Annotated in this window: 17 protein-coding genes; 8 read left to right on the top strand and 9 right to left on the bottom strand. The window is 66.6% G+C overall.

What is annotated here, in order from left to right; genetic code table 11:
* Nucleotides 1-39: 39 nt before the first annotated feature.
* The 4 genes from QRN63_RS15115 to QRN63_RS15130 form a co-directional block, all read right to left on the bottom strand.
* On the bottom strand, nt 40-873 hold the full coding sequence (locus tag QRN63_RS15115; RefSeq protein ID WP_267318189.1) for a ChuX/HutX family heme-like substrate-binding protein: 834 nt from the start codon (nt 871-873) through the stop codon (nt 40-42).
* Nucleotides 863-2,605 (bottom strand): sulfite reductase subunit alpha, encoded by a 1,743-nt coding sequence (locus QRN63_RS15120; protein ID WP_267318188.1) that lies wholly within the window; start codon nt 2,603-2,605, stop codon nt 863-865. Before QRN63_RS15120 ends, QRN63_RS15115 begins: the two co-directional genes overlap by 11 nt.
* The gene (locus QRN63_RS15125) at nt 2,602-8,031 is read right to left on the bottom strand and encodes a glutamate synthase-related protein (protein WP_285031526.1); all 5,430 of its coding nucleotides are present in this window, start codon (nt 8,029-8,031) and stop codon (nt 2,602-2,604) included. The genes QRN63_RS15120 and QRN63_RS15125 overlap by 4 nt, the downstream gene beginning before the upstream one ends.
* A 353-nt stretch (nt 8,032-8,384) precedes the next feature.
* A complete protein-coding gene (locus QRN63_RS15130) occupies nt 8,385-12,881 on the bottom strand; it encodes an ATP-dependent helicase (protein WP_285031837.1) in 4,497 nt (1,498 codons plus the stop codon).
* Between the two features lie 260 nt (nt 12,882-13,141).
* On the opposite strand from QRN63_RS15130, the gene QRN63_RS15135 reads away from it, so the two are divergent.
* Together QRN63_RS15135 and QRN63_RS15140 are read left to right on the top strand one after the other, a co-directional pair.
* A complete protein-coding gene (locus QRN63_RS15135; RefSeq protein ID WP_285031527.1) occupies nt 13,142-14,062 on the top strand; it encodes a class I SAM-dependent methyltransferase in 921 nt (306 codons plus the stop codon).
* 64 nt (nt 14,063-14,126) lie between these two features.
* Nucleotides 14,127-15,701: an arylsulfotransferase family protein gene (locus QRN63_RS15140; protein ID WP_285031528.1), complete on the top strand. Its 1,575-nt coding sequence runs from the start codon at nt 14,127-14,129 to the stop codon at nt 15,699-15,701.
* Between the two features lie 13 nt (nt 15,702-15,714).
* On the opposite strand, the gene QRN63_RS15145 is transcribed toward QRN63_RS15140, so the two are convergent.
* From QRN63_RS15145 to hglS, 3 genes are read right to left on the bottom strand one after another with little or no spacing between them, the layout of a single operon-like run.
* Nucleotides 15,715-16,506, bottom strand: a complete 792-nt coding sequence (locus QRN63_RS15145; RefSeq protein WP_285031529.1) for an SDR family oxidoreductase — start codon at nt 16,504-16,506, stop codon at nt 15,715-15,717.
* Between the two features lie 15 nt (nt 16,507-16,521).
* Nucleotides 16,522-18,063, bottom strand: coding sequence for an L-piperidine-6-carboxylate dehydrogenase (amaB, locus tag QRN63_RS15150; RefSeq protein ID WP_285031530.1), 1,542 nt, complete (start codon nt 18,061-18,063; stop codon nt 16,522-16,524).
* Nucleotides 18,060-19,259 (bottom strand): 2-oxoadipate dioxygenase/decarboxylase, encoded by a 1,200-nt coding sequence (gene hglS / locus QRN63_RS15155; protein ID WP_285031531.1) that lies wholly within the window; start codon nt 19,257-19,259, stop codon nt 18,060-18,062. The genes amaB and hglS overlap by 4 nt, the downstream gene beginning before the upstream one ends.
* A 27-nt stretch (nt 19,260-19,286) precedes the next feature.
* Here hglS and QRN63_RS15160 point away from each other — a divergent pair, with 27 nt between their 5' ends.
* Nucleotides 19,287-19,748 carry an Lrp/AsnC family transcriptional regulator gene (locus QRN63_RS15160; RefSeq protein WP_267318182.1) on the top strand — a complete coding sequence of 154 codons (462 nt, stop codon included), beginning with the start codon at nt 19,287-19,289 and terminating at the stop codon, nt 19,746-19,748.
* A 49-nt stretch (nt 19,749-19,797) separates the two neighbouring features.
* Nucleotides 19,798-21,129, top strand: a complete 1,332-nt coding sequence (gene lat / locus QRN63_RS15165) for an L-lysine 6-transaminase (protein WP_285031532.1) — start codon at nt 19,798-19,800, stop codon at nt 21,127-21,129.
* Here lat and QRN63_RS15170 read toward each other — a convergent pair.
* Nucleotides 21,115-21,660 carry a restriction endonuclease gene (locus QRN63_RS15170; RefSeq protein WP_502888139.1) on the bottom strand — a complete coding sequence of 182 codons (546 nt, stop codon included), beginning with the start codon at nt 21,658-21,660 and terminating at the stop codon, nt 21,115-21,117. The genes lat and QRN63_RS15170 overlap by 15 nt on opposite strands.
* A 73-nt stretch (nt 21,661-21,733) precedes the next feature.
* Here QRN63_RS15170 and QRN63_RS15175 point away from each other — a divergent pair, with 73 nt between their 5' ends.
* Genes QRN63_RS15175 through QRN63_RS15190 form a run of 4 tightly spaced genes read left to right on the top strand, consistent with a single transcriptional unit; the run spans nt 21,734 to nt 23,386 of the window.
* A complete protein-coding gene (locus QRN63_RS15175) occupies nt 21,734-22,177 on the top strand; it encodes a hypothetical protein (protein WP_285031533.1) in 444 nt (147 codons plus the stop codon).
* 53 nt (nt 22,178-22,230) lie between these two features.
* Entirely contained in the window at nt 22,231-22,662 is a 432-nt protein-coding gene (locus QRN63_RS15180) for an SRPBCC family protein (RefSeq protein WP_267318179.1), read from the top strand.
* Between the two features lie 20 nt (nt 22,663-22,682).
* Nucleotides 22,683-22,985: an ArsR/SmtB family transcription factor gene (locus QRN63_RS15185; protein ID WP_267318523.1), complete on the top strand. Its 303-nt coding sequence runs from the start codon at nt 22,683-22,685 to the stop codon at nt 22,983-22,985.
* A 38-nt stretch (nt 22,986-23,023) separates the two neighbouring features.
* Nucleotides 23,024-23,386, top strand: coding sequence for a hypothetical protein (locus QRN63_RS15190; protein WP_267318178.1), 363 nt, complete (start codon nt 23,024-23,026; stop codon nt 23,384-23,386).
* On the opposite strand, the gene QRN63_RS15195 is transcribed toward QRN63_RS15190, so the two are convergent.
* A complete protein-coding gene (locus QRN63_RS15195) occupies nt 23,383-23,700 on the bottom strand; it encodes a hypothetical protein (RefSeq protein WP_155901807.1) in 318 nt (105 codons plus the stop codon). The genes QRN63_RS15190 and QRN63_RS15195 overlap by 4 nt on opposite strands.
* Between the last annotated feature and the right edge of the window lie 51 nt (nt 23,701-23,751).

The raw sequence follows: 23,751 nt of genomic DNA on the forward strand, positions 1-23,751 counted from the left end.
ACCCGGCAACGACGTGCGCGCAATGACAGTCGGACGCTGCTAATCCTCGCAGGTCGGCAACGATGCCACCATGGCTTCCCATGTTTTCCGGACGTGCTCACACACGGCTCCGGTCTGCGTCAGAACCGTGACGCAGTGGCGGCTGTGGTCGTACAGCTCGATCGCTGACGTCGGCCCGGATATTCCATGCGCGCGAGTCACCCAGCATTCCGAAAGCTGCACGGGGTCAACGGCATATCGTGCCGCTCCAAATATCACCGCGAAATGTTGGTTTGCCCCATCTGCCATCGACGCCCGGCCGCGGTGTAGCTGCACACACCCGCCGCCGCGCACAGCGACCGTGAAACCCAGCCCCTCGGATACCAGGTATGCCAAGAGGTGAGGAACCACTGCGGGAACAATCCGCCGGGCGCCCTGAAACGGAAGCACCTGGTAGCGCGCCTGCGTCAGATCGTCGAGATGGTCGAGTTGATCGGTGTCGTCCCAGTTGACAGCACCCCAGTCGATAGGCGAGACCGGCTCCGATGCCTCGGCCGATGCAGCCGAGAGCGCCTCCACCACAAGGTGGTCCGTCAACGGTGTCAGATAGGCGCGGTGCGTGCCGAAGTCGTCGAGCAGTGTCAGTGCCCGCGATGTCCGGTACCCGACCACACTGGGCGAGATCCGTAGTCCGATCCGATCCTCGTTGTACACGAGCGCCTCACCGGGGTGTGCGATCACGCCATACTCGCCGGTATGCGACAGCAGCGCAGCATCATTGGCGGTCACCGTGACCACCGTGCCCAGCGCGGGCAGCGCTTCGGCCAGTGCGCGGCTGCTAGCCGCAAGCCGTTGTGCGGGGCAGTTCGGGCATGGTCGACCGTCAGTACACATCGCGCACGTACCGTTTTTCGCGTTTGAGTTCGTTGACGTACTCGGTGGCAGCGTCATGATCCAGTCCGCCGTGTTCGGCAACCACGTCGTGCAGTGCCTGGTCGACATCTTTGGCCATTCGCAGCGCGTCGCCACAGACGTAGAAGTGGCCGCCGTCCTGGAGCCAGCCGAACAGTTCTTTGCCGTTTTCGCGCATCCGGTGCTGCACATAGATTTTCTCGCTCTGATCGCGCGAGAATGCCAGGTCCAGCCGGTACAGCAGGCCGGAGGCCTGCCACGCCGTCAGTTCGTCTTCGTAGACGTAGTCGTCCGCGCGATGCTGGTCGCCGAAGAACAGCCAGTTGCGGCCGCCGGCACCGCGCATTTCGCGTTCTTGCAGGAACGCCCGGAATGGTGCGATGCCGGTGCCTGGACCGACCATGATCATCGGCACGTCGTTATCGGCCGGTACTCGGAACGACTTGTTCGGTTGCAGAAAGATTTTCGCTGTCTCGCTGCGGTCGGCCAGGAACGTCGAGCACACGCCGCCGCGCATGCGCCCGCCCATCTCGTAGCGCACGCTGGCTACCGTCAGGTGGATACGATCAGGATGCGCGAGCGCACTCGATGAGATCGAGTACGCCCGGTGCTGCAGGGGTTTGAGCAATCCGACGAATTCTTCGACGCTCAGGTCGTCGCCGGCGATGCGCAGCACGTCGAGGATGTCCTTACCCCACAGCCAGCGGTCCAGTCTCTCCTTCACGCCGCCGCGCAGCACGTGCGACAATTCTTCGTTTTCGGCGCGGCTTTCCACCTCGCCGAGCAAATCCTTTGATGGAGAACTAATTTCGTAGCGATTCCCAAGGAGCTCGCTCAGCGGCTCGCCGTCGACCATCGTGTCGACGGACACCCGGAAATGCTCGGCGATGGCCTCCACCAGAGCAGGATTGTTCTGGGGCAGCACGGCCAGCGCGTCACCGGCCTCGTATTCGATACCGCTGTCCGCCAACGCGAATTCGTAATGCCGGATCTCCTTGTCCGAACCCGAGCCCGACAGCAAGCGGTTGACCGCCACCCCCGCGACGAACGGGTTCTTCCGCGTCCATCCGGAGCGCGCAACCGCACTGGGCGGAGGCGCCGACGGCCGCCCACTGGCACCGGATGTCGGCACCAGCGCCATCAGTGCACTCTGAATCCAGTCGGCGGCCTGTGCCTCGTAGTCGACGTCGCAGTCGGTGCGTGGGACGACGCGGGACGCGCCGAGTTGCTCCAGGCGCATGTCGAACAGCTTGCCGGCCTGGCAGAAGCCGTCATAGCCGGTGTCGCCGAGGGCCAGCACACCGAACGAGACACCCTCCAGCCGCGGCGCCGTCGACGCCGACAGGGCCTCCCAGAACAATTCGGCATTGTCGGGCATTTCGCCCTCGCCATAGGTCGAGGTGACGATCAGCACGAACTTCAGGCCGGCGAACTCGCCCAGTTCGATCTCATCGAGTCCGCTGACCCTGACGTCGAAACCCTGCGACTTGGCCGCTGCCGCAGCATCATTCGCGACACCCTCGGCGTTGCCTGTCTGGGTGCCGTACAGGATACGCAGCTGCGGAAGCAAGGCCGGTTGGTCACCGACGACCACGGGCGGCGGGGCAGCGACATTGATCGCCAGCCGGGAATGCAGACCGGCCAGGAAGCCGGAGATCCAGGCACGCTGGTCCTCGTTGAACGGGGCGTCTTCGGGAATGTAGGCGATCTTCACTGTGCGCTCTCCAGGGAATCGAACGAGGCGGCGACATCCGGAACAGCTTGTGCGGCAAACAGTTCCTCGAAAGACGGCAGTCGGCCGATCTTCTCGACGTTCTTCGCATCCTGGTACAGGATCCAGCCGTAGGTGCCGGGACTGTCCATGGACAGCACGTTGCGTTGGGCCAGCGCCTCCTTGTAGTCGTTGATCCGTTTGTTGGCGACGAACACCGCGAGGTCCTCGTCGCTGAACCCGTCGATGGCCTCGCGGGCGTAGCGCTGCAGCTTCTGGACGAGGAAGAAGTCCTCGATGAGCACCAGGTTGCGCACGGTCTTTCCGATCCGCGGATCGGCCACATCGGTCACCCCTGGGGTGCGAGACATGGCGAGTTGCTGGGCCATGTTCAGCACCGTGTAGGTATTCAGTAGCGCGTACATCTCTTCGGTGTCGGTATCGCCGTAGCCGGGTACCGCACCGCCGAGCACCGTTTCCTGATTGCGGTAGGACCGCTTGAATTTGGCCACCTGGTGGCCGGCCAGCGCCGTGGCCAGCTCGTCGAGCAGTTCCTTGCGGGTCTTGGCCGCCAGGATCGCGTCGGCGTCCTGGTACTGCAGCAGCGCTCGCGGCATGGCGTACACCACATGCTGGCGGGTAATGCGCCAGTCATCCAGCAGCTGCCGCGCTTTCGCCGAACCTGTGGCCTCCACATGCCACTGCAGCAGTGTGAGTGCCGCCGCTTCGTGGAACGGTGCCTCCGATATCGGGGCGACGACGACCGAGTCGGTACTGACCTTCGAGGGTAACTCGCCGTCGGGGTCGTACTGGTACAGGAATCCGCCGCTCATGCCGTTGGCGACAGCCTTGCCGAACTCGCCGATGTTGAACACCGCGCCGTTGGTCATGTACTCGCAGAGGAATTCGCCGACGCCTTCGACTACTGCGCTGGCGCCGGAGTTCCGCACCGCGAACCGGTCACCAGCCTCACCCGCGACGAACAGCCGGCCGCCCGATGCGCCGAACAGCACGAAGTTACCGATCAGCACGTTGCCGCCGGGCTCGTCCGATCCGCCGCCGGGGGACAGCACCGCAATGGTGCCGCCGCAGGCGCTCTTGCCGACGCCGTCGTTGCAGGTTCCGGTGTGCGTCAACAGCATTCCGTCGTTGCAGAATGCGCCGTAGCTCTGTCCGGCCGATCCGGACGTGGTGATGACGACGCTGTCCGGCTTCAGGAAGCGGCGCCCGCGATCGTCGGTCGCCACCGCCGGACCGTCGGCACCCTCGTGGTTGAGCATGCGTTCGATGTCGATGGCCAGCTGTCCGCCGACGCTCTTGTTCCGGTTGCTCAGCGTCACCGGTTCCATCGTCACGCCCGCCAGGTCGAGCTGCGCCAGGAACGCGTCGTCGACGGAGTAGTCCCGTTCCATGTAGATCGGGTCTTCTGGGACGAAACCCTCTGCGGGGGCGAGCATTGCCCGCAGATCGAGTCGGCCGATACTCGACGGGTGATCCAGCAGGTGCAGCAGGTCGCTGCGGCCGCGGGCGTGCCGCAGTGACGGCAAACCGAGCGTGGCGAGAATTTCGCGGACTTCATGGGCGATGTTGAGCAGGTACTGCGCCAAGGCACGAGGATCGCCCTCGAACGCCTCGGCGTTCGTGGTCAGGCCTGCCGGGCATTTGATATTGCAGTTCTTCGCCATGACGCACTTGAGCATCATCAGGGCGGTGGTGCCGAACTCGTAGCTGTCCGCTCCGAGTAGTGCCGATTTGACCACGTCACTGGCGGTTTGGTGCGCGCCTGAACATCGCAGGACGACTTTCTGCCGGATCCCGTTGGCCACCAGGGCCTGATGCACTTCGGCGACGCCGATCTCCGCCGAGCGGCCCGCGTATTTGAGGCTCGTGACGGCGGCCGCGCCGGTGCCACCGGTGTTGCCGGCCACATTGATGACGTCGGCGCCGGCCTTGGCGACACCGGCGGCGATGATGCCGATTCCCTCACTCGACACCAGCTTCACGATCACCCGCACGCGTGCGGCCTTGCAGTCGTGGATCAGCTGTGCCAGATCCTCGATCGAATACGTGTCGTGGTGCGGCGGCGGCGACACCAGTTCGACGCCGGGGGTGCCGCCACGCGCAGCGGCGATCTGCACCGTCACCTTTTGTGCCGGGAGTTGGCCGCCCTCACCGGGTTTGGCGCCCTGCCCGATTTTGATCTCAAGCTCACGCAACATCGGATCGGCCAAGTAGCCGGCCCATATCCCGAACCGGCCCGACGCGAACTGCTTGATACGCGAGCCGCGGATGGTGCCGTAGCGGCTGATGTGCTCGCCGCCTTCACCGCAGTTCGACAAGCCACCGACCATGTTGGTGCCGTGCGCGACAGCCTCGTGGGCGTTCGCCACCAGCGCACCGTGACTCATGGCGCCGGAGGTGAGCGTCGCCGCGATCTCGTCGGCCGGTTGCACCGAGTCCAGCGGAATCGCTTCCGGTGCGGTCAGGGTCATTCCCAGGAAATGCCTGGCTCGCGCACGAGCGACGAGCCACAGCTGGTCGCCGGTGACCTGGTAGTCGATGATTTCGTCACCGAACCGCTGAATCAGCGAGTCCGCGAGTGCCTGCAGCCGCTCCGGTGAGTGACTCAGCCGCAGCGTGAACGCGTCTCCCGCCCGGTCGACCGTCAGCCCCCGCACCAGGTAGGAGTTGTTGCCGAAGCGCGCGAATTTGCCCATCTCGGACCGGAATTCGTCGGCCGTGGTGGCGAACGTGACGTCGGCGGGGAACGCCAGCACGTCACGCAGGGCCGCGGGCCGGCGGGCACGTTCGGCGTTCATGGCGAACACGAAGTTGCGGTAGCCGGGAGTGATGTCGAAGCTGTTGACATCTCGCGGCGTCAGCTCCTCAAAACTGTTGTTGCGGTACGCCTCGTCGTTCAGACCGAATGCGCCTTCGAGTTGGTTCAGTGGCAGAGTCCGCAGGAACAGCGGGTCGGCCATATCTGGATTCTTGGGCCGGGCGTCGTCGCCGAACGAGATGGTTTCCTCGGTCATGTCGACGAATCCCCGTACGGCCGTGGTGCCGTAGGAGTGGCCGGCACCTTCCGCGCGTTCTTTGAACAGACCGAGTAGCGGTATGTCCTTTTCGGTCTGGACCTGGAGTGCGCGGGCATGCCATTCTGCCGACGTGTCCGACAGCGTGCGGAAGCCGACGCCGCCGACGACGGCGGTCACATTCGGAAAGTACTTGCGCAACACCGGGCCTGCGGTGTCGAGGTAGTTGGGCTCGAAGAACTCGCCGCCGATGTAGCTTTCGACGGTGCACAGGCCGACGCGGCCCATGGTCTTCATCAACGACTTTTCCGCGGCTTTGGCGAACCGCTTGAAGGCGCCTGCGATCGACTGCTCGTCGGGGCCGAACTTCTCCTCGGCGCGCATCTGCACCGTCAGCGGATACACCGCGGATGCACCGAATCCGAGCACCGTTGCGATGTGATGCGAGGACGCCAGTTGACCGCTCTCGGCGATCAGCGAAACCCGCAACCGCAGACCTTCTTCGATGAGCCGCTGATTGATCGCCGAAATCACGATCGTGAGGGGCATCGGCGCCCGGACACTTTCGACGTGGCGGTCGGAGATGACGGCGATGCCGCCCGACTCGCGCGCGAACGCCTCGACTTCATCGCAGAGCTTGTCGATGGAATGCACCAGGACCTCGGAGTTGTACGGTCCGCCCTCCAAGTCGACCCGGTACCGCATGCCGAATATCCGCACCGGGGTGTGGGTCTGGTCGCGGATCATCAACATGTCCAGGTGGGACACGATCGGCGACGGGATGATGATTTGCGGCGCCGGCGTGCCGCCGCTACCCGGCTTGGCGCCGAGTGCCACCCGCAGCGTCATTCCGTCGGCCTCGCGAATGCTGTCCAGCGGTGGATTGGTGACCTGAGCGAACCGCTGCGAGAAATAGCGGGCAATGCCGCCCTCGTGGTTGGACAGCGCGTTGATCGCCGCGCCGTAACCCATCGCCGAGATCTTCTCCTGCCCGGTGGCCAGCATCGGGTCCATCAGGAACTTGAAATCTTCTTGGCTCATGGAATATGCGACGTAGCGCTGATAGCGGTTCAGGTCGCCGCTGTAGCGGGCGGGGGAGAGTTGGCTTTCCGGCGGCACGGCGGGCAGGTCGGCAAGGTTGACGCGGGCCTGCGCCAGCATGTCGGGATAATCATGCTGTGCGGCAAGCATTTCCAGGGCTTCGGTGGAGCCGTACGACCGCTGCTCTTTATGGTCGTAGTACAGCATTCCGCCGGCTTCGATCCGGCCCCGTTTGATCACTTCCTCCGGCGGGAAGTACACCTGTCCGGCTTCGGACATCACGCCGAGATAGTCGGCCGTTTCCACGGTGCGTAGCGGGCGCAGCCCCAAGCGGTCGAGGCGGGCGCCGATGAATCTGTCGTCGCCGAAGATCAGCGCGGCGGGACCGTCGTTTTTCTCCTCGTAGAGGCTGAAGTACTCGAGCATGGCGCGGACTTCAGGTGAGAGGGTGGTGTCGTTCTCCCACGCCGGCGGCATCATGGCGACGACGGCGGTGACGAGGTCCAGTCCGTCCTCGAGCACCCGGTGCTGCAGCGTCTGGTCCAGCCGGCAGCTGTCCGACTGTCCGGCGGGGCGGATGATGGCGCGGTTGTGGGCCCGTGCCATAGCGTTGTCGGAGAGCCGGTTCTTCTTGTCGGTGTTGAGCTCGCCGTTGTGAGCCATCAACCGGAACGGCTGGGCCATGGTGGCATTGGGCGCCGTGTTGGTGGAGAAGCGGGTGTGGAAGAACATCGAGTGCACCTCCATCCGCGGATCGGACAGATCGCGGAAGTACGGCACCACTTCGTTCGAATTGAGGCGGCCCTTGAGCACCTGCGTGCGCGCACTCAAGGAGAGCGGGTACAGGCCGAGCAGTTCGGGGCGGGTGTAGGCAATGGCCTCGATGGCCATAAGGGCGTCGTGAATCTTGCGATCCGAATCCGACAGGAACACCCATTGCCGGATGGGTAGCTGGTACTTCGTCGCGGCGGCCCTGATTGCGGAATCATCCACGGGGACATCGCGCTTGAGCAGAATTTCGAAACCTTGGTCAAGGAGCGCCTTCTCGATAACCGCCTCGGCCTGGTCATGGTGGGCAGGATCATTCGGCAGAAAGAAGTTGCCCACGCCGAACTGGCCGAGGCGTAGGTCGGACCGACCGGTGAGTTCGGCGAAGAATCGCAGTGACAGATCGAGGTTGACGCCCGCGCCGTCGCCCACGCCTTCGGAGGACATGCCGCCGCGGTGAGGTACGGCGCACAACGCCTCGTGAAGTTTGCGGATGACGTCGTGGGTCTGGACGCCGTCCTTCCGGGTCAAGAAGCCGACACCGCAACTGCTCTTGTCCTGATTCGGGTCGTACAGTCCGGGCAATCGCGTCTCCTCAAACCCTTCACGCCGCCTACCGGCGTGTCCCGTGGGTTCTCGTCATTGAGCGACCCGCCATGGCCGACACGGCCAGGCCGGCAGCCGACGCAATCAACCAGATTAGCCTAACCTAACTAGATGGTCGGCCAGCTGGTGGCGACGCTCGCCACATCGACCGGCGTGCAGGACGCCGGTTGATGATTTCCGAGCTCATCGACATCGTAAGCAGTGAATCGGGAGCTTGCAGGCTAGACAGACCCGTTGGGCCGCCTGCTGCCAGGAGGGCATCGGCGGCCGTCGCCGTGGTGCCCCAACTCGACCCACCGGATCAGCCGCTGGGCCGTGATGGAAAACCCAGATCAGCGCAGCCGCAAACCCCGCGGGGTCCGGGAGAACCCGGCGTCGGTGAGCACGGCGTGAACCCGCGCCTGTTCGGCGTCGGGTGTGGGGGCCAAGACCGGTTCTCCGTTGACCTTCTCGATCAACAGCGACTGCAGCCGCCCCGCGCTCACCAGGTCGGCCAGCGCACCGGCCGCGGCGCGTTGTTGTTCCGGAGTGGCGTCGAACGACAACAACGACTTTCCGCCCCGCTCCAGGAACCACACCAACTCGCCGTCGACCAGCGCCACCAGCGCACCCGCCTTGCGGCCCGGCCGGTGGCCGGCTGCCTCGGGCCACGGGAGCGCGACGCCGTAGGGATTAGCCGGGTCGGTGGCGGCGAGCACGATGGCGGTGTAGTCGGGGCTGCTGTGGTCGACGTTGTCGAGATAGTTGCGCAGCCGGTCCACCGTCGAGGCCACGGCGAACTGTGCGCCACCAAGCGATTCGATGAAATACCCGCGCTGGCAGCGGCCGGCTTCTTCGAAGGCGGTCAACACCTTGTAGAGCGTCGCGAACCCGCCGGGCAGGCCGTCGGCCGCGCCGCGGGTGACGACGCCGTAGCGGTTCAGCAGCAGCTCGGCCTGGAAGTGCGCCCGCATGGTGGATTCCGGTTCGGCGGGTGGCAGCGCCGACCACCGGCCGGCGACCGTCGGGTCGACGGTGCGGGCCTGCGGCCGGGCGACACTGTAGCGACTGAGCCGGGGCGGGCGCTGCTGTCGTTGCCGGTGCGCACCTCCCGGTTTGCGTCCGGTGTTGCCGAGGAGCGCCCGCACCGGGGCGAAGGTGTCGCCGGTGACCCAGCCGGCCCAGATCAGTTCCCACAGAGCCTGTTTCGCATCGGCACTGTCTTCAGCCGCCAGCTGCCGGAAGAAGTAGGCGCCGCCTGGACCATCAGCTGAGCTGAGGGTGTCCATGATCATGCGGTGCGTGTCGGTGAACTCGATCTCGGCGCCCGGCGCCAGGGACAGTGGCGCGGAGTCGGCGCGGTGGAAGACCACCCAGCCGTCGTTGGCGCCGATCTGGCCGGCGCCCGACCAGGTGACCTCACCGGAGGCCAGCAGTTCGTCGAGCATCGCCGGTTGGTAGTCGGACACCCGCTGGCCGAAAACGAGCGGCTCGACCGCGGATGCCGGAATCGGCGCGCCGGCAAGCTGTTCGATGACTGACGCCAGGCCATCGATGCCGCGGGCGTCGCCGAACTGCTGCCAGGCCGGCAGGAACCGGGCGTACGCGGCGGTGCTCACCGGTTCGATCTGGGCCCGCAGCGCGGCCAGGGACCGGCGGCGCAGAATCTTCAGCACCGTGGCGTCACACCACTGCTGGTCGACGCTGTCCGGCAGATCGGTGAATTCACCGCGAATGAGCTTGCCGTCCAACACCATGCGGCTCAACACGTCGGCGGTCACCCGATGTCCCAGGCCGAACCGGGCGGCCGCCTGCGTTGTCGTGAACGGCCCATTGGTTCTGGCGTAGCGGCCCAGTAGTTCACCCAGCGGGTCGGACACCGCCGCGGTGAAACTCGCCGGCACGCCGACCGGCACCGCGACACCGAGGCCGTCGCGCAGCAGGCCCATGTCTTCGACCGCGGTCCACCAGCTCTGGCCGGCGAAGGTCACCGAGACCGCGCGCTTGGCGGCTTGCAGCGTGGCGCACCAGGCCTCGACATCGCTTGCGGTGCAACGCTGCCGGAGTTCGTCGGTGCTCAGTGGTCCAAGCAGCCGGAGGAGGTCGGCGATGCCTTCGGCGTCGCGGGCGGCCCGGTCTTCGGTCAGATGCTGCAGCTGCCGAATGGTCGACGCCACCACGTCCGGGTCGAGCAGTTCGCGCAGTTCGACGCGGCCCAGGAGCTCGGCCAGCAGCGTGGCGTCCAACGACAGTGCGGCAGCACGCCGTTCGGCGAGTGGGCTGTCACCCTCGTACATGAACGCACCGACGTAACCGAACAGCAGCGACGCGGCGAACGGCGACGGTGTGGCGGTCTGAACGTCGAGCACCCGGATCCGGCGCTGCGCGACACGCCGCATCAACTCGATGAGCATCGGGACGTCGTAGACGTCCTGCAGGCATTCGCGCACCGTCTCCAGCACGATCGGGAAATCCGGGTACTTGCGGGCGATGTCCAGCAACTGGGCGGCTCGCTGCCGCTGATGCCACAGCGGCGACCGCTTGCCGGGATGGCGCCGCGGCAGCAGCAGTGCCCGCGCCGCGCACTCGCGGAAGCGGGAGGCAAACAGCGCCGACCCGCCGACCTCTGCGGTGACGATGGACTCGATCTCGTCGGCCTCGAAGACGAAAATGTCTGCGCCGGGCGGGTTTTCCCCGGTGTCGGGCAGCCGCAGCACGATGCCGTCGTCGGACGCGGTGGGCTTCTCGTCGATGCCGTACCGTTCCATGATCCGTCTGCCCACTGCGAGCGCCAGCGGCCCGTGCACCCGCAGCCCGTACGGGGAGTGCAGGACGATTCGCCAGTCGCCGAGCTCATCGCGGAACCGTTCCACCACGAATGTGGTGTCGGTGGGCACCGTGCCGGTGGCTTGCCGCTGCTCGTCGAGCAGCTGCCACAGGTTGTCGGTGGCGTAGCCGTTGAAACCCATTGTGCTGCAGTACTCGTCGAATTCGGCGCGCGGCAGTCCGGCGAGCTTCCCGGTGAAGGCGCCGATGGCCGCACCCAGCTCAGCGGAACGGCCGACGGCGTCGCCGCGCCAGAACGGCAACCGCGCGGGCTGGCCGGGCGCGGGCAGGACCAGCACCCGGTCGTGCGTGATCTCGGTGATCCGCCAGCTGGTGGCGCCGAGGGAGATGACGTCGCCGGGACGCGACTCGTAGACCATCTCCTCATCGAGTTCGCCGACACGCGAGGGCTTCTCGTCACCCGTGGCCAGGTAGACGGTGAACATGCCGCGGTCCGGGATCGCGCCGCCGGACGTGACGGCGAGCCGTTGCGCGCCGGGCCGCGCGGTCAGGGTGCCGGTGTCGCGGTCGTAGACCAGCCGCGGCCGCAGCTCGGCGAACTCGGTCGACGGGTACTTGCCGGCCAGCAGGTCGAGCGTCGCCTCGAAAGCGCTGCGCGGCAGGGCGGCGAACGGTGCGCTGCGCCGGACCGCGTCGAACCAGCGGTCGGCATCCAGCGGTTCGAGGGCCGCCGCCGCGACCGTGTGTTGTGCCAGCACGTCGAGCGGATTGGTGGGTACCTGCAGCGTCTCGATCTCACCGGCGCGCATCCGCTGCACGGTGACGGCGCAGTCGATCAGATCGGTGCGGTGCTTGGGTAGCAGCACGCCTTCGGAGATCTCGCCGACCTGGTGGCCGGCGCGGCCGATGCGCTGCAGACCACTGGCGACCGACGGCGGTGCCTCGACCTGAATCACCAGATCGACGGCGCCCATGTCGATGCCGAGTTCCAGGCTGGACGTGGCGACGACGGCCTTGAGCCGGCCGCTCTTGAGGTCGTCTTCGACCTGCGCTCGGGCCTCCTTGCTGACCGAGCCATGGTGGGCCTTGGCCAGCAGACTGGGTGCGCCGAAGGTCTGGCCGCTGGCCATGATTGTGGCCGGCGCGCCGCCACCGATCTGCGGGTTGCGCTCGTTGGGCAGCTCGATGCCCGAACGGGCGGCGTGAATCTCGTTGAGCCGCGCGGTGAGCCGCTCGGCCAGCCGCCGGGAGTTCGTGAACACCAGCGACGAATTGTGCGACTCGATCAGGTCGACGATGCGTTCCTCGACATCGGGCCAGATGGTGCCGCCGTCGAGGTTGGCCATGTCGGGCACCGGCACCTCGACACTCAGGTCGAAGGTCTTGGCGGCCGGCGGCTTGACGATGGTGGTGGGCGCCGCGCCCGACAGGAAGCGCGCGACCTCTTCGGGCGGCTTGACGGTCGCGGACAGGCCGATCCGTTGGGCCGGCTTGTCGAGCAGCTCGTCGAGACGCTCCAGTGAAAGCGCCAGGTGCGCGCCGCGTTTGGTGGCTGCGACGGCGTGCACCTCATCGACGATGACGGTCCGTACCGTCGCCAGCGTCTCGCGGGCCGCCGACGTCAGCATGAGGAACAGCGACTCGGGGGTGGTGATCAGGATGTCCGGCGGCGTCGCGATCAGTTGGCGGCGCTGTGCCGGGGAGGTGTCGCCCGACCGCACGCCGACGGTGATCTCGGGTGCCGGTGTACCCACGCGCTCGGCGACCCGCGTGATGCCGGTGAGGGGCGTCGACAGGTTGCGCTCGACGTCGACCGCGAGGGCCTTCAGCGGCGAGACGTAGAGGACTTTTGTGCCCTTGACGCCAGCGGTGTCGGTGCGCTGCTGCGCCAGCTGGTCGATGGCCCAGAGGAACGCCGCGAGCGTCTTGCCCGACCCGGTGGGTGCGATGACCAGAGTGTTGTGCCCGTCGGCGACGGCCTGCCACGCCTGCGCCTGCGCGGGGGTGGGCGTGCTGAAGGCAGCAGCGAACCACTCCCGGGTCAGGTCACTGAACCGGGCCATCGGGTCGTCCGGAGCCACGGCTCCATATTGCCCGGTGGGTACGACAAGTTTTCGGCGGTAGGTGGCGCGCGGTCTGGCGGTGCGCGGGTATTGCAATTGAACGGTGTTCAAGTATGGTCCTGAACTGTGGTTATGACCGACGTATCGGGGTGGTTGGAAGAACGGGCAGGTCAGCGCGTGAATGCCGGCTTGCAGCGAGAATTGAACGCACCTCGTCAACTCGGCGCGCACGTTCATCTTCGACACGGCCCCGGCCCCCGGTGCTGCGCATCACCGCCCGCGCCGACCTGACCGACAACGAGATGACACTCATCGACGACGTGCTGCGCGCCGTCCTTGCGCAGACCGCACATCGCAACAACGAAGAAAGGCGACCGAGGATGGCCGCTGAAACATACGCCATGCACGTTGGTGTCGACGACAGTGAACGTCTCCGGCTGCTCGGTCGGTTCTACGATCCCAACTCGGGCGCATTTCTGGAGTCAGCCGGTGTGGCAGAAGGGCATTCGATCGTCGACCTGGGCTGCGGGCACGGCGGGGTCACCGATCGGATGGCGAGCAGGGTCGGCGAATCCGGCAGGGTGTACGCAGTCGATGCCTCTGCCGAGCAGATCGAGATCGCGCGGTCGACGCTGAGTCGGCACCGCAACGTCACCTTCGTCGCCGGCGCGCTCGAAGACGACCCGCTGCGCGGGCAGCGTGTCGACTGGGTGTACAGCCGGTTCCTGCTGATGCACGTTCGCGACCTGCGTCGTGCTCTCGCTGCGATGGCCGACATGCTCACCGACGACGGCGCGCTACTGCTGGAGATCGCCGACGTGGGCTCGGCGCAGTTCAGCCCGGCGGACGCCGGCAGCGATCTCTGGCTGTCCTGGTGGTACGCCCTGGGCCGGGCGCGCGGTCTGTGCTTCGACGTGGCCGACTCCATCGAAACCGAGCTCGAGGCAGCCGGTTTCGCAATCCACCGCCGCGACCAATACCAACCGATCTCCTCGGCCCGCGAGGCCAAACTCGTCCATGCGCTCGGGTTCGAACAATGTGCACCCGCGTACCTCTCCGAAATCGGTGCTCCCGCTGAGCGGATCGAGGCCTACCGCCAATATCTGCGGCGCGTGCTCGACGATCCGGGCGTTACCTTCGCCCTGTTCAAGAGCGCGCAGATCATCGCCCGCCGCCGCTAGCCGGGCGAGGCGCGTCCGGGGACGCTTCACAGAGACCTCACAGGGGTGGTTTAGTCTTGGGCAGATGATGCGGTTACACGATCACGAGCTGCCGAATTACCTTGGCGCGGTTAAAGGTTTTCGCGTGGGGGCGGTAGCGCTGATGTTGCTGGCGACAGGCTGTTCGTCTTCAACTCAGGTGTCTTCTGAGGCGGCGGGTTCACTCGCACAGGATGCTGGGTCGATCCCGCAGACACAGTTGGCTGCCCCGCCGCTCACTGTCACCACCGATGTGCCCGGTTCGGATCCGGGTTTTGTGTTCATCAACGGTGGCGGGGCGGGAGCGGCCAATCTTTTTGGCAGCGGGACCCCCGAAATCGCGTCCGGCCCGGAGATTCTGGACAAGAAAGGTCGGCCGGTCTGGTTCCTGCAGATCCCCAATGACCAGGATGCGGGGAATTTTCAGGTCCAGACGTATCAGGGCAAGCCTGTTCTGACCTGGTTCCAGGGCACCAAACTCGCCGGTGCCGATTACATCGCGGATACGAACTACAAGATCATCAAGAAGATCACTCCGCATGGCGCGCCGTCTGACTTTCACGAGTTCCGCATCACCCCGGACGGGCGGGCGTTGATCACGTCAGTGAAAACCATTGATGCTGATCTCACCGGCATCGGCGGACCCAAGAACGGGAAGATCAACAACAGCATCGTCAATGTCGTCGATATCGCTTCCGGTGACACCCTGCTCGAGTGGGATTCGGCACAGCATCTACCGGTGACCGATAGCGCACTCAATTACCGTGATCTGTCTAATATTCCGGGGCAGGCTGCGGTGGCTCCCTTGCATATCAATTCGGTGGCCTTGGACCCCGACGGTGATCTGTTGGTGTCGGTGCGCGCGGCCAACGAGCTGGTCGCCGTCGACGCACACACCGGCGCCATCAAGTGGAAACTCGGCGGGAAAGACTCGACCTTCACCCTTGGCCCTGGGGCGGACTTCGCGGGCCAGCACGATCCACAATTCGTGGACGCAAACACGATCATGTTGTTCAACAACAACGTGGACCTCGGCGGAACCCGGCACGGCCCGTCCAGTATCAAATGGATCCGGCTCGACCACCAGACCCGTACGGCGACGCTGGTCCGCGAGTGGACCCAGCCGGACAACCTGGGAACGTTCACCCAAGGCAGCGTGCAAAGCCTTCCCGGTGGCAACACGTTCACCGGCTGGGGTGATGCGAACCGGATCACCGAATTCGCGGCCGACGGCCGAGTCTTGTGGAGCGCCAGCCAACCCGCACATGCTCCACAAAAACTAGAGGGCAACGTGGGGAGTGGTGGGATCGGTACCTACCGCGCGTTCTTGCAGCCCTGGGTCGGACACCCCACTCAGAAACCAGAACTGGCCATAACCACCGGCAATGGCCGGCCCACCTTGCATGCGGTCTGGAACGGCGCCACGGAAGTCACCCAGTGGAGAATCCTCACCGGGCCTACACCCGATGCGCTGAAACCCTTGCTGACTGCCCCGTGGAACGGACTCAACACCCCCGTCTCCCTACCGGCCACAACTGTCACCGCCGGCGCCTATTTCCAAATCCAAGCCCTCGACAAGAACGGCACCACCATCGGCAACAGCGACCCCGCCAAGATGTAGAACGAGAGCCGTTTTACCCCAACGTGCGCTGATAGCGGCGCATGCCGGCGATCCAGCGGTCGTAATCCGCGCCTTTGTGCCGGTACATCTCCAAGACCTCGGGGTGCGGGAGGACCAGGAACGTGCCGTCCTCGATGGCCCGGACCACCAGCGCGGCGACGTCGTCAGGCCCGACGACGTTGCCCGCGTGGGTCACGGCGTTGCCGGCGACCCGAATCGCGGCGTCGGGGGAATCGGTCATCCCGCGCAGCAGCGGGGTGTCGACGCCCATCGGGCAGACGCAGCTGACGCCGATGCCCTGGTCGCCGTAGGTGATGGTCAGCCACTCCGCGAAGCCGACAGCGGCGTGCTTGGTGACGCTGTAGCCGGCCGCGCCGAGCTGGGTGAGCAGACCGGCGGCCGAGGCCACGGCGACGAAGTGGCCGGCGCCCCGCTCAACCCATTCGGGCACAACAGCTTTGGCGGCGCGGATGTGCGCGCGCAGGTTGATGTCGATGATGCGGTCCCACGCGGCTTCGTCGTCGCCCAGTCCCGGCTGCCCGGTGATACCGGCGTTGGCGACGTAGATGTCGACGGGGCCGTACGTCTCGCGGGCGGCGGCGAGCAGCGTCGCGATGCCGTCCACCGACGACGCGTCGGCACCGACGCCGACACCTCCGTAACCCGCGGCCGTCTCGGCGGCGGCTTCGGCGTTGATGTCGCCGGCCACGACCGACGCGCCCGCGGCGGCCAGCGCCGTCGCGATGGACCTGCCGATGCCCGAGCCCGCTCCGGTGACGACAGCCACCGCACCTTCGATCTTCACGGGCTCATGTCTACCTCAACCGAACTGCACGCCTTGAGCCAGCGGCAGCTCGGACGAGTAGTTGACGGTGTTGGTGGCCCGCCGCATGTAGGCCTTCCAGGAATCGGAGCCGGATTCGCGGCCGCCGCCCGTCTGCTTCTCGCCACCGAACGCGCCGCCGATCTCCGCGCCCGAGGTGCCGATGTTGACGTTGGCGATACCGCAGTCCGACCCGTCGGCGGCCATGAAGCGTTCGGCCTCCCGGATGTCGGTGGTGAAGATGGCCGACGAAAGACCCTGCGGCACTGCGTTGTTGAGGGCGATGGCCTCGTCGAGCGTGTCGTAGGTCAGGACGTACAGGATCGGCGCGAACGTCTCCTGGTGCACGATGGCCGTCTGCCCCGGCATCCGCACCACCGCCGGTGTGACGTAGTAGGAGCTGGGGTGCAGCTGGACGCGTTCGCCGCCGGTCACCTCGCCGCCCTCCGCTTGCGCCTGTTCCAGCGCACCCACCATGTCGCGGTAGGACCGCTCGTGGATCAGTGGCCCGATCAGCGTCCCTTCGGCGGACGGGTCGCCGACCGGCAGGCTCTGGTACGCGGTGACGATCCGCTGCACAAGCGTGTCCACCACGCTGTGGTGCGCGATGACGCGGCGCAGCGTCGTGCACCGTTGGCCGGCGGTGCCGGCGGCGGCGAACACGATGCCGCGCACCGCGAGGTCGAGATCGGCCGACGGCGTGACGATGGTGGCGTTGTTTCCGCCGAGCTCCAGCAGCACCTTGCCGAACCGCCGGGCCACGCGCGGGCCGATCTCCTGGCCCATCCGTACCGACCCTGTCGCGCTCAGCAGCGCGACGCGGGGGTCGTCGACCAGCTGCTCGCCGATTTCGCGGCCGCCCAGTACCAACCGGCCGACATGCTCCGGGGCGCCGACGTCGGCCGCGGCGCGCTCCAGCAGCGCCTGACAGGCGACGGCGGTCAGCGGGGTGAGCTCGGAGGGCTTCCACACCACGGTGTCGCCGCACACCAGCGCGATGGCGGTGTTCCAGGCCCAGACGGCGACGGGGAAGTTGAACGCGGTGATGACGCCGACCACCCCGAGCGGATGCCAGTTCTCCATGAGCCGGTGCCCGGGCCGTTCGGAGGCGATGGTGCGTCCGTACAGCTGGCGCGAGAGACCCACCGCGAACTGGCAGACGTCGATCATCTCCTGCACCTCGCCGAGCGCCTCGGAGGTGATCTTGCCGGCCTCGATCGTCACCAGCGTGCCCAGATCGGCCTTGTGCTCGACGAGCAGCTCACCCAGGCGGGCCACGAGCGCACCGCGCACCGGTGCCGGGGTGGTGCGCCAGGTGGTGAACGCCTGTGCCGCTGCGGTGATCGCCGCATCGGCCTGCTCGGTCGTGCTCTCGGGAAGTGTGAAAAGCACCTCCCCGGTGATGGGCGTGCTGGCATGCAGGCCGTGGGCGCCGGGCTCACCCAGCGTCACGTGAGCACCGACGGCCTGGAGCGCGGTCCGCACGCGGTCGCGGAGTTGATCGGCGGTGGGCAAAAGTTGATTCTGCACAGAGGTCATGATGCCGCTTTCTCGTAGAGGTCGTAAGGGTCATGGATGTGCTGGCTGATGGCGCCGGCCATCCAGTCGAGGCTGTAGTCGCCAGTGTCGTCGGCGGCTGTCGGGTGCGCGTCCCGGTCCAGGTTCGACCGGAAGATGCCGGCCGCGGAAGCTGGCAGGAAGTCCTCGTAGACAACGGGTTTCGTGGGATCGCCGCCGCGGTAGTAGGCCAGGCCCTGGGCCGCAATCTCGGTGTCGGTGGCAGGGAAGTACCGGTCCCAGTGCTCCTGATCGGTCATCGCGGCGTCGTAGCGCTCCCGGCCGGCTGGGGTCAACGCCACCCCGCGGGCCTCGACCTCGCCGAAGCGCACCCGCAGACTGCCGTCGAAGACGGTGCCGTCGGGGGTCCGGAAGGTGCGCGGTTCGGCGAGGGCGCGAAACGACGTCTGCCGCAACAGCACCGGCGGGCCGTCGGTGGCCGGTGGCCCCTGGATCGCGTCGATCATGGTGATGCCCCGGGCCGTCATCCGGCGGTACAGCTCGTCGATATCCAGCACGCGCGGTGTCAGGTGGTTGATGTGGGTGGTGGTCACGCCTGCGATGTCCGCGGCCACGGCGGAGACGGCGCTGAGCTCGTCGTACCAGGCCTTGTCGATCGGCGTGCGCGACAGCGCGAAGGCGGCGACGGCGCGCCGCACGAAGTCGTCGGCGTCGGCGGCCGGACAGCCGTCGGCGGCGATCCGGCGGGCCTGGGCGATCAACGCCGGGTCGAACAGCCGGCGGCGGTCGACGAACTGCTGCACCCGGTCCCGCAGGTCGGGGGAGAAGAAGCGGGCGTCCTCGGTCGCCAGCATCGAGGTGAACACCCGAAACGGGTTGCGGTCCAGCTCTTCTGCCTCGATGGGCCGGAACGCGGTGGACACCACGGGCACCGGTGAGGCGGCCTCGCGCAGATCGTAGAACCCGACCGGGTACATGCCGAAAGCGGCGAAAAGGGCTGCGACATCGGCGAGTTCGGCGGGGCTGCCGACCCTGATGGCGCCGTGGCGTTCCGCGGTGACCCGGTCGATGGAGCCGAGCCGGCCGTCGGTCGCGCAGTCCCGGTTCACCGCCGTGGTGACGTCGACGAGCGTCGTGTAGGCCGGCACCTCGGTGCCGTACATGCGGGACAGGGCGGCGGCGAACGCGGCGCGCAGCTCCCACGTCTGAACCATCATGGCAACGCCTGCGAGTAGTCTCCGGCCATGGCCGAAGCCGAGCAGCTTGACGATGTCGACCGAATCCTGGTGCGGGAGCTGGTGGCCGACGGCCGCGCGACGCTGGCGCACTTGGCGACGGCGGCGGGGCTGTCGGTGTCGGCGGTGCAGTCGCGGGTGCGCAGACTGGAATCCCGCGGCGTGATCACGGGATACACGGCGCGGATCAACCCCGAGGCCGTCGGCCGCATGCTGTCGGCGTTCGTCGCGATCACCCCACTCGATCCTTCCCAACCTGATGATGCCCCGGCGCGGCTGCAGCCGTTCCCCGAAATCGAGTCCTGCCACTCGGTGGCCGGCGAGGAGAGCTACGTCCTGCTGGTGCGTGTCGCTTCGGCGCGGGCGCTGGAAGGCCTGCTGCAGCGCATCCGGACGGTGGCCAACGTTCGCACGCGAAGCACCATCATCTTACAGACTTTTTACGATGATCAGGTCTCGCTACCGGAATAGTTCCTGTTTCTTGTCCTGCAGAGTGTAAATATTGCGTTAGGATGGCGGCATGACCGCTGTTCTGACTTCTGGTGACGGACTGTCCGCGGGCAGCGCCCGCAACGTTCGCGACGTGCTGGGCCGCAGCATCCTGACCGACGGTTTGGACCTCGTTCTCGATCTCGACCGGTCCGGTGGCTCCTATCTCGTCGACGCGCGCGACGGCAGCCGGTACCTCGACATGTTCACGTTCTTCGCGTCGTCGGCGCTGGGGATGAACCACCCAGCGCTCACCGATGCCGCCTTCCGGGCCGAACTGGCGCAGGCGGCGGTCAACAAGCCGAGCAACTCCGACGTGTACAGCGTGCCGATGGCGCGCTTCGTCGAGACGTTCGCGCGGGTGCTGGGTGACCCGGCGCTGCCGCACCTGTTCTTCGTCGATGGCGGGGCGCTGGCCGTGGAGAACGCGTTGAAGGTCGCCTTCGACTGGAAGAGCCGGCTCAACGAATCGCGCGGTATAGACCCGGCGCTGGGCACCCGGGTCCTGCACCTGCGTGGCGCGTTCCATGGCCGTAGCGGCTACACCATGTCGCTGACCAACACCGACCCCAACAAGGTGGCCCGCTTCCCGAAGTTCGACTGGCCACGCATCGATGCCCCGGTGGTGGCCCCCGGCGTGGATATCGTTGCACTGGAACGGGAATCGCTGCGGCAGGCCCGGGCGGCCTTCGAGGCCTACCCGCACGACATCGCGTGTTTCATCGCCGAGCCGATCCAGGGCGAGGGTGGTGACCGGCACATGCGTCCCGAGTTCTTCGCCGCGATGCGAGATCTGTGTGTCGAGTTCGACGCGCTTCTGATCTTCGACGAGGTGCAGACGGGCGTCGGGATGACCGGAACCGCTTGGGCCTACCAGCAATTGGGCGTCACGCCCGACGTGGTGGCCTTCGGTAAGAAGGCGCAGGTGTGCGGGGTGATGGCGGGCGGCCGCGTCGACGACGTCGCCGACAACGTCTTCCATGTCAGCTCGCGGATCAACTCCACCTGGGGTGGCAACCTCACCGACATGGTGCGGGCCCGCCGCGTCCTCGAGGTCATCGAAGCTGACGGGCTCATCGACAACGCCGTGCGCATGGGCTGGTACCTGGTCGGGCAGTTGCGTTGCCTGGCAAGTGAATTCCCGTCGTTGGTGCTCGACGCGCGCGGGCGGGGGTTGATGTGCGCGTTCAGCATGCCGTCGGCTGCGCAGCGCGACGAGGTGATCCGCCGGCTGTGGCAGCACCATGTCATCCTGCTGGCCAGTGGCGCCGACTCGGTGCGGTTCCGGCCGGCGCTCACGGTGTCGCGCAGTGAGATCGACGAGGCCGTTCAAGCGCTGCGGGACGTGCTAGCGGCGCTCTAGGACCTGCTGGCGGATCAACCCGCGCAATCGGGTCAATTCGGTGCCGCTGACCAGGGTGCAGTCGTGCAACTCGGCCAATTTCCTTGCGGCCGGGGTGAAGTCGTTGTTGGTGACCACCATGGTGTGCGCGCAGTCCTGCATGGGCGCGCCGGCCACCACCTCCTGGACGGCGCCGGGGCCGACGGGCCGGGACAGCCGCTTGCATTGGATGGCAAGGCGATTGGGCCGCGTGCCGACGATCAGGTCGACGCCCCAATCCCCGGACAGCTCCGTCATGATGACGGGCACGCCACAGGACCGGGCGATTCGGGCGACGTAATCCTCGAATTCAGTGCCGGACATGTCGTGTACGGGATCTTCGTGACGGCTCGGGGTGCGCATTCCGGTCAGGACGTGCGGGATGGCGGCGAGCAGCAGCGGCACGCCGACGGTCGCGGACAGTGCCGGTTCCCACGCCCAGCCGTGCAGATACGCCGCGCCGCCGGCCACCAGCCCTGCCGCGCCCAAGAGTTTCATCCGCACGCCAGGCATCGTAGAGCCAGCCCCTGACAGGTCTTTACAGGACGGCCGCAAGCTACTACCTTGCGTAGTAGAGGTGATCCGAATGACTGGTGACTCCGGGAATTGGCAACGTAACTTCGACTGGGCCGCAGGCTTTTTGGCGGTCGCGCTGGTGCTGCACGGCGCCGACCACATGCGCCGGGGGATGAACGTCGTCCCGCCGGCGGTGATGGTGGGCGGCACGCTGCAACTGATCTTCGCGGCGGTCACGATCGCGCTGGTGTTCAAACGGAACCGGTGGGCGCCACTCGCGGCCGTCGGGATCGGCTACGCCGGCGCGGTGGGATTCACTGCGGCACATCTGCTTCCGGCGTGGGGATTCTTCAGCGACAGCTTCATCAACCCGCCACCGTGGGCGCGGGTGACGGCGTTCTCGTGGGTGACCGCGCTTCTCGAGATCGCCGCCAACCTAGTGTTCGGCACGATCGGCCTGGTGCTGTTGCGGCAACGGCGCGTGACCCAAACTGCAATCCGAGGGTTGCAATAAGGGTGCGACTGTGCAACTGTGGAGTTGCACATACCGCCGCTCGAAGGGGAATCATGGACACGCTCGACATCACCCGCACCATCGACATCGACGCGCCGATTCAGCGGGTCTGGGATGCCCTGACCAAAGCCGAGCTCATCGCGCAATGGTTCGGTGACGCAGCCGAACTCGAGGCGACCCCAGGTGGCACCGGCTTCTTCGGCTGGAACGCCCATGGCAAGTTCCGGGTCGTGGTCGAAAGCGCCGAGGCGCCGCACACGCTGGTCTATCGCTGGGCGCACCGCGAAACGGATGCCGACCCGACGCCGCAGAATTCGACCGTCGTCCGCTTCGATCTCACCGAGATCGACGGTGGCACCCGACTCGATCTACGCGAGACGGGCTTCGAGAACCTGGCCGACCCGCAGACGGCGCACGCCGAGAACAGTGGCGGCTGGACCGCCGAACTCGGCGACCTGGTCGCGTACCTGCAGGCTGCAGTGTGACCGACACCCACATGCCGGGGATGCTGGCGGTGCTCGCCGACGAGACCCGGTGGCGCATCCTGACCGAGCTGGGCGCCGACGACCTGTCGGCGAGCGCCCTGGCCGGCCGGTTGCCGGTGAGTCGGCAGGCCATCGCCAAACATCTGTCGGTCCTGGCCGACGCGGGTCTGGTCGAGCCCGTGAAGGTGGGTCGGGAGATTCGCTACCGGGCGCTGGGCGCCAAACTCAGTGCGCTGGGCAACGAGCTGGAAACCATTGGAAGACAATGGGATCGGCGTCTCGCCGCGATCAAACGGATCGCCGAGGGTGGGGTAGCGCCCTAGCGTCCACCAGGCGCATACTGGGGTTGGCGGTGATATTGATGCTCAGCCCGACAACCGATCGGTTCCGCGACGACGATCCCAGCGTGCATGAGGCTGCGCGATTCGGTCTCGTGATGGGAAGCCTCGGCGTCGGGTTCATGGTGCTGGCGGCCATCTGGGTCCGGCACTGCCACGGATTTGATACGACGGCATGCACCTGGGTGAATTTGAAGCCGGGCCGCACCGTCCTGGCGCTGGCCGGTCCGCTGTTCCTCTTCGGCAGCGGGGTGTGGGCCTTCGTCCGAACCTATCGGGCCTGGCGGGGCGACCAGGTCTGGTGGGCCTGGCAGGGCGCCGGATGGTTCCTCTTGCTGCTGATGTCCATCGTGCTCACGATGAGCCTGCCGGTGCTGCTCTTCTAACCGAGCATGGCGGCGGCGAAACGGCGCACGGATTCGACGCCCGTCGCGGCCGCGTCGTCGAACCCGGCGCGGGTCCGCACAGAAATCTCCCGCGTGGCCGGGTCCAAGGTGATCTCGGCCAGCAGCTCGCCGGTCGTCGGTTCGCACACCGCCCACGAGTACAACGTGTCGGATTCCCATTGCGCCGTGCGGGTTTGGACGTGATCGGGGGAGTGCTCACCCAAATCCGCGAGTGACGGCCGGTCGTCCATCCGGTCGTCGGCACGCAGCGCGCGCAGATACCAGGCGCCGGCATTGATCTCGATGGGTTCCACAGCACTCCTCCTCAAATGCAACTCAGGGCTGCGATCCGTGACGGATCGCAG

The sequence above is a fragment of the Mycolicibacterium sp. lyk4-40-TYG-92 genome (assembly GCF_030209435.1).
Classification (GTDB): Bacteria; Actinomycetota; Actinomycetes; order Mycobacteriales; family Mycobacteriaceae; genus Mycobacterium.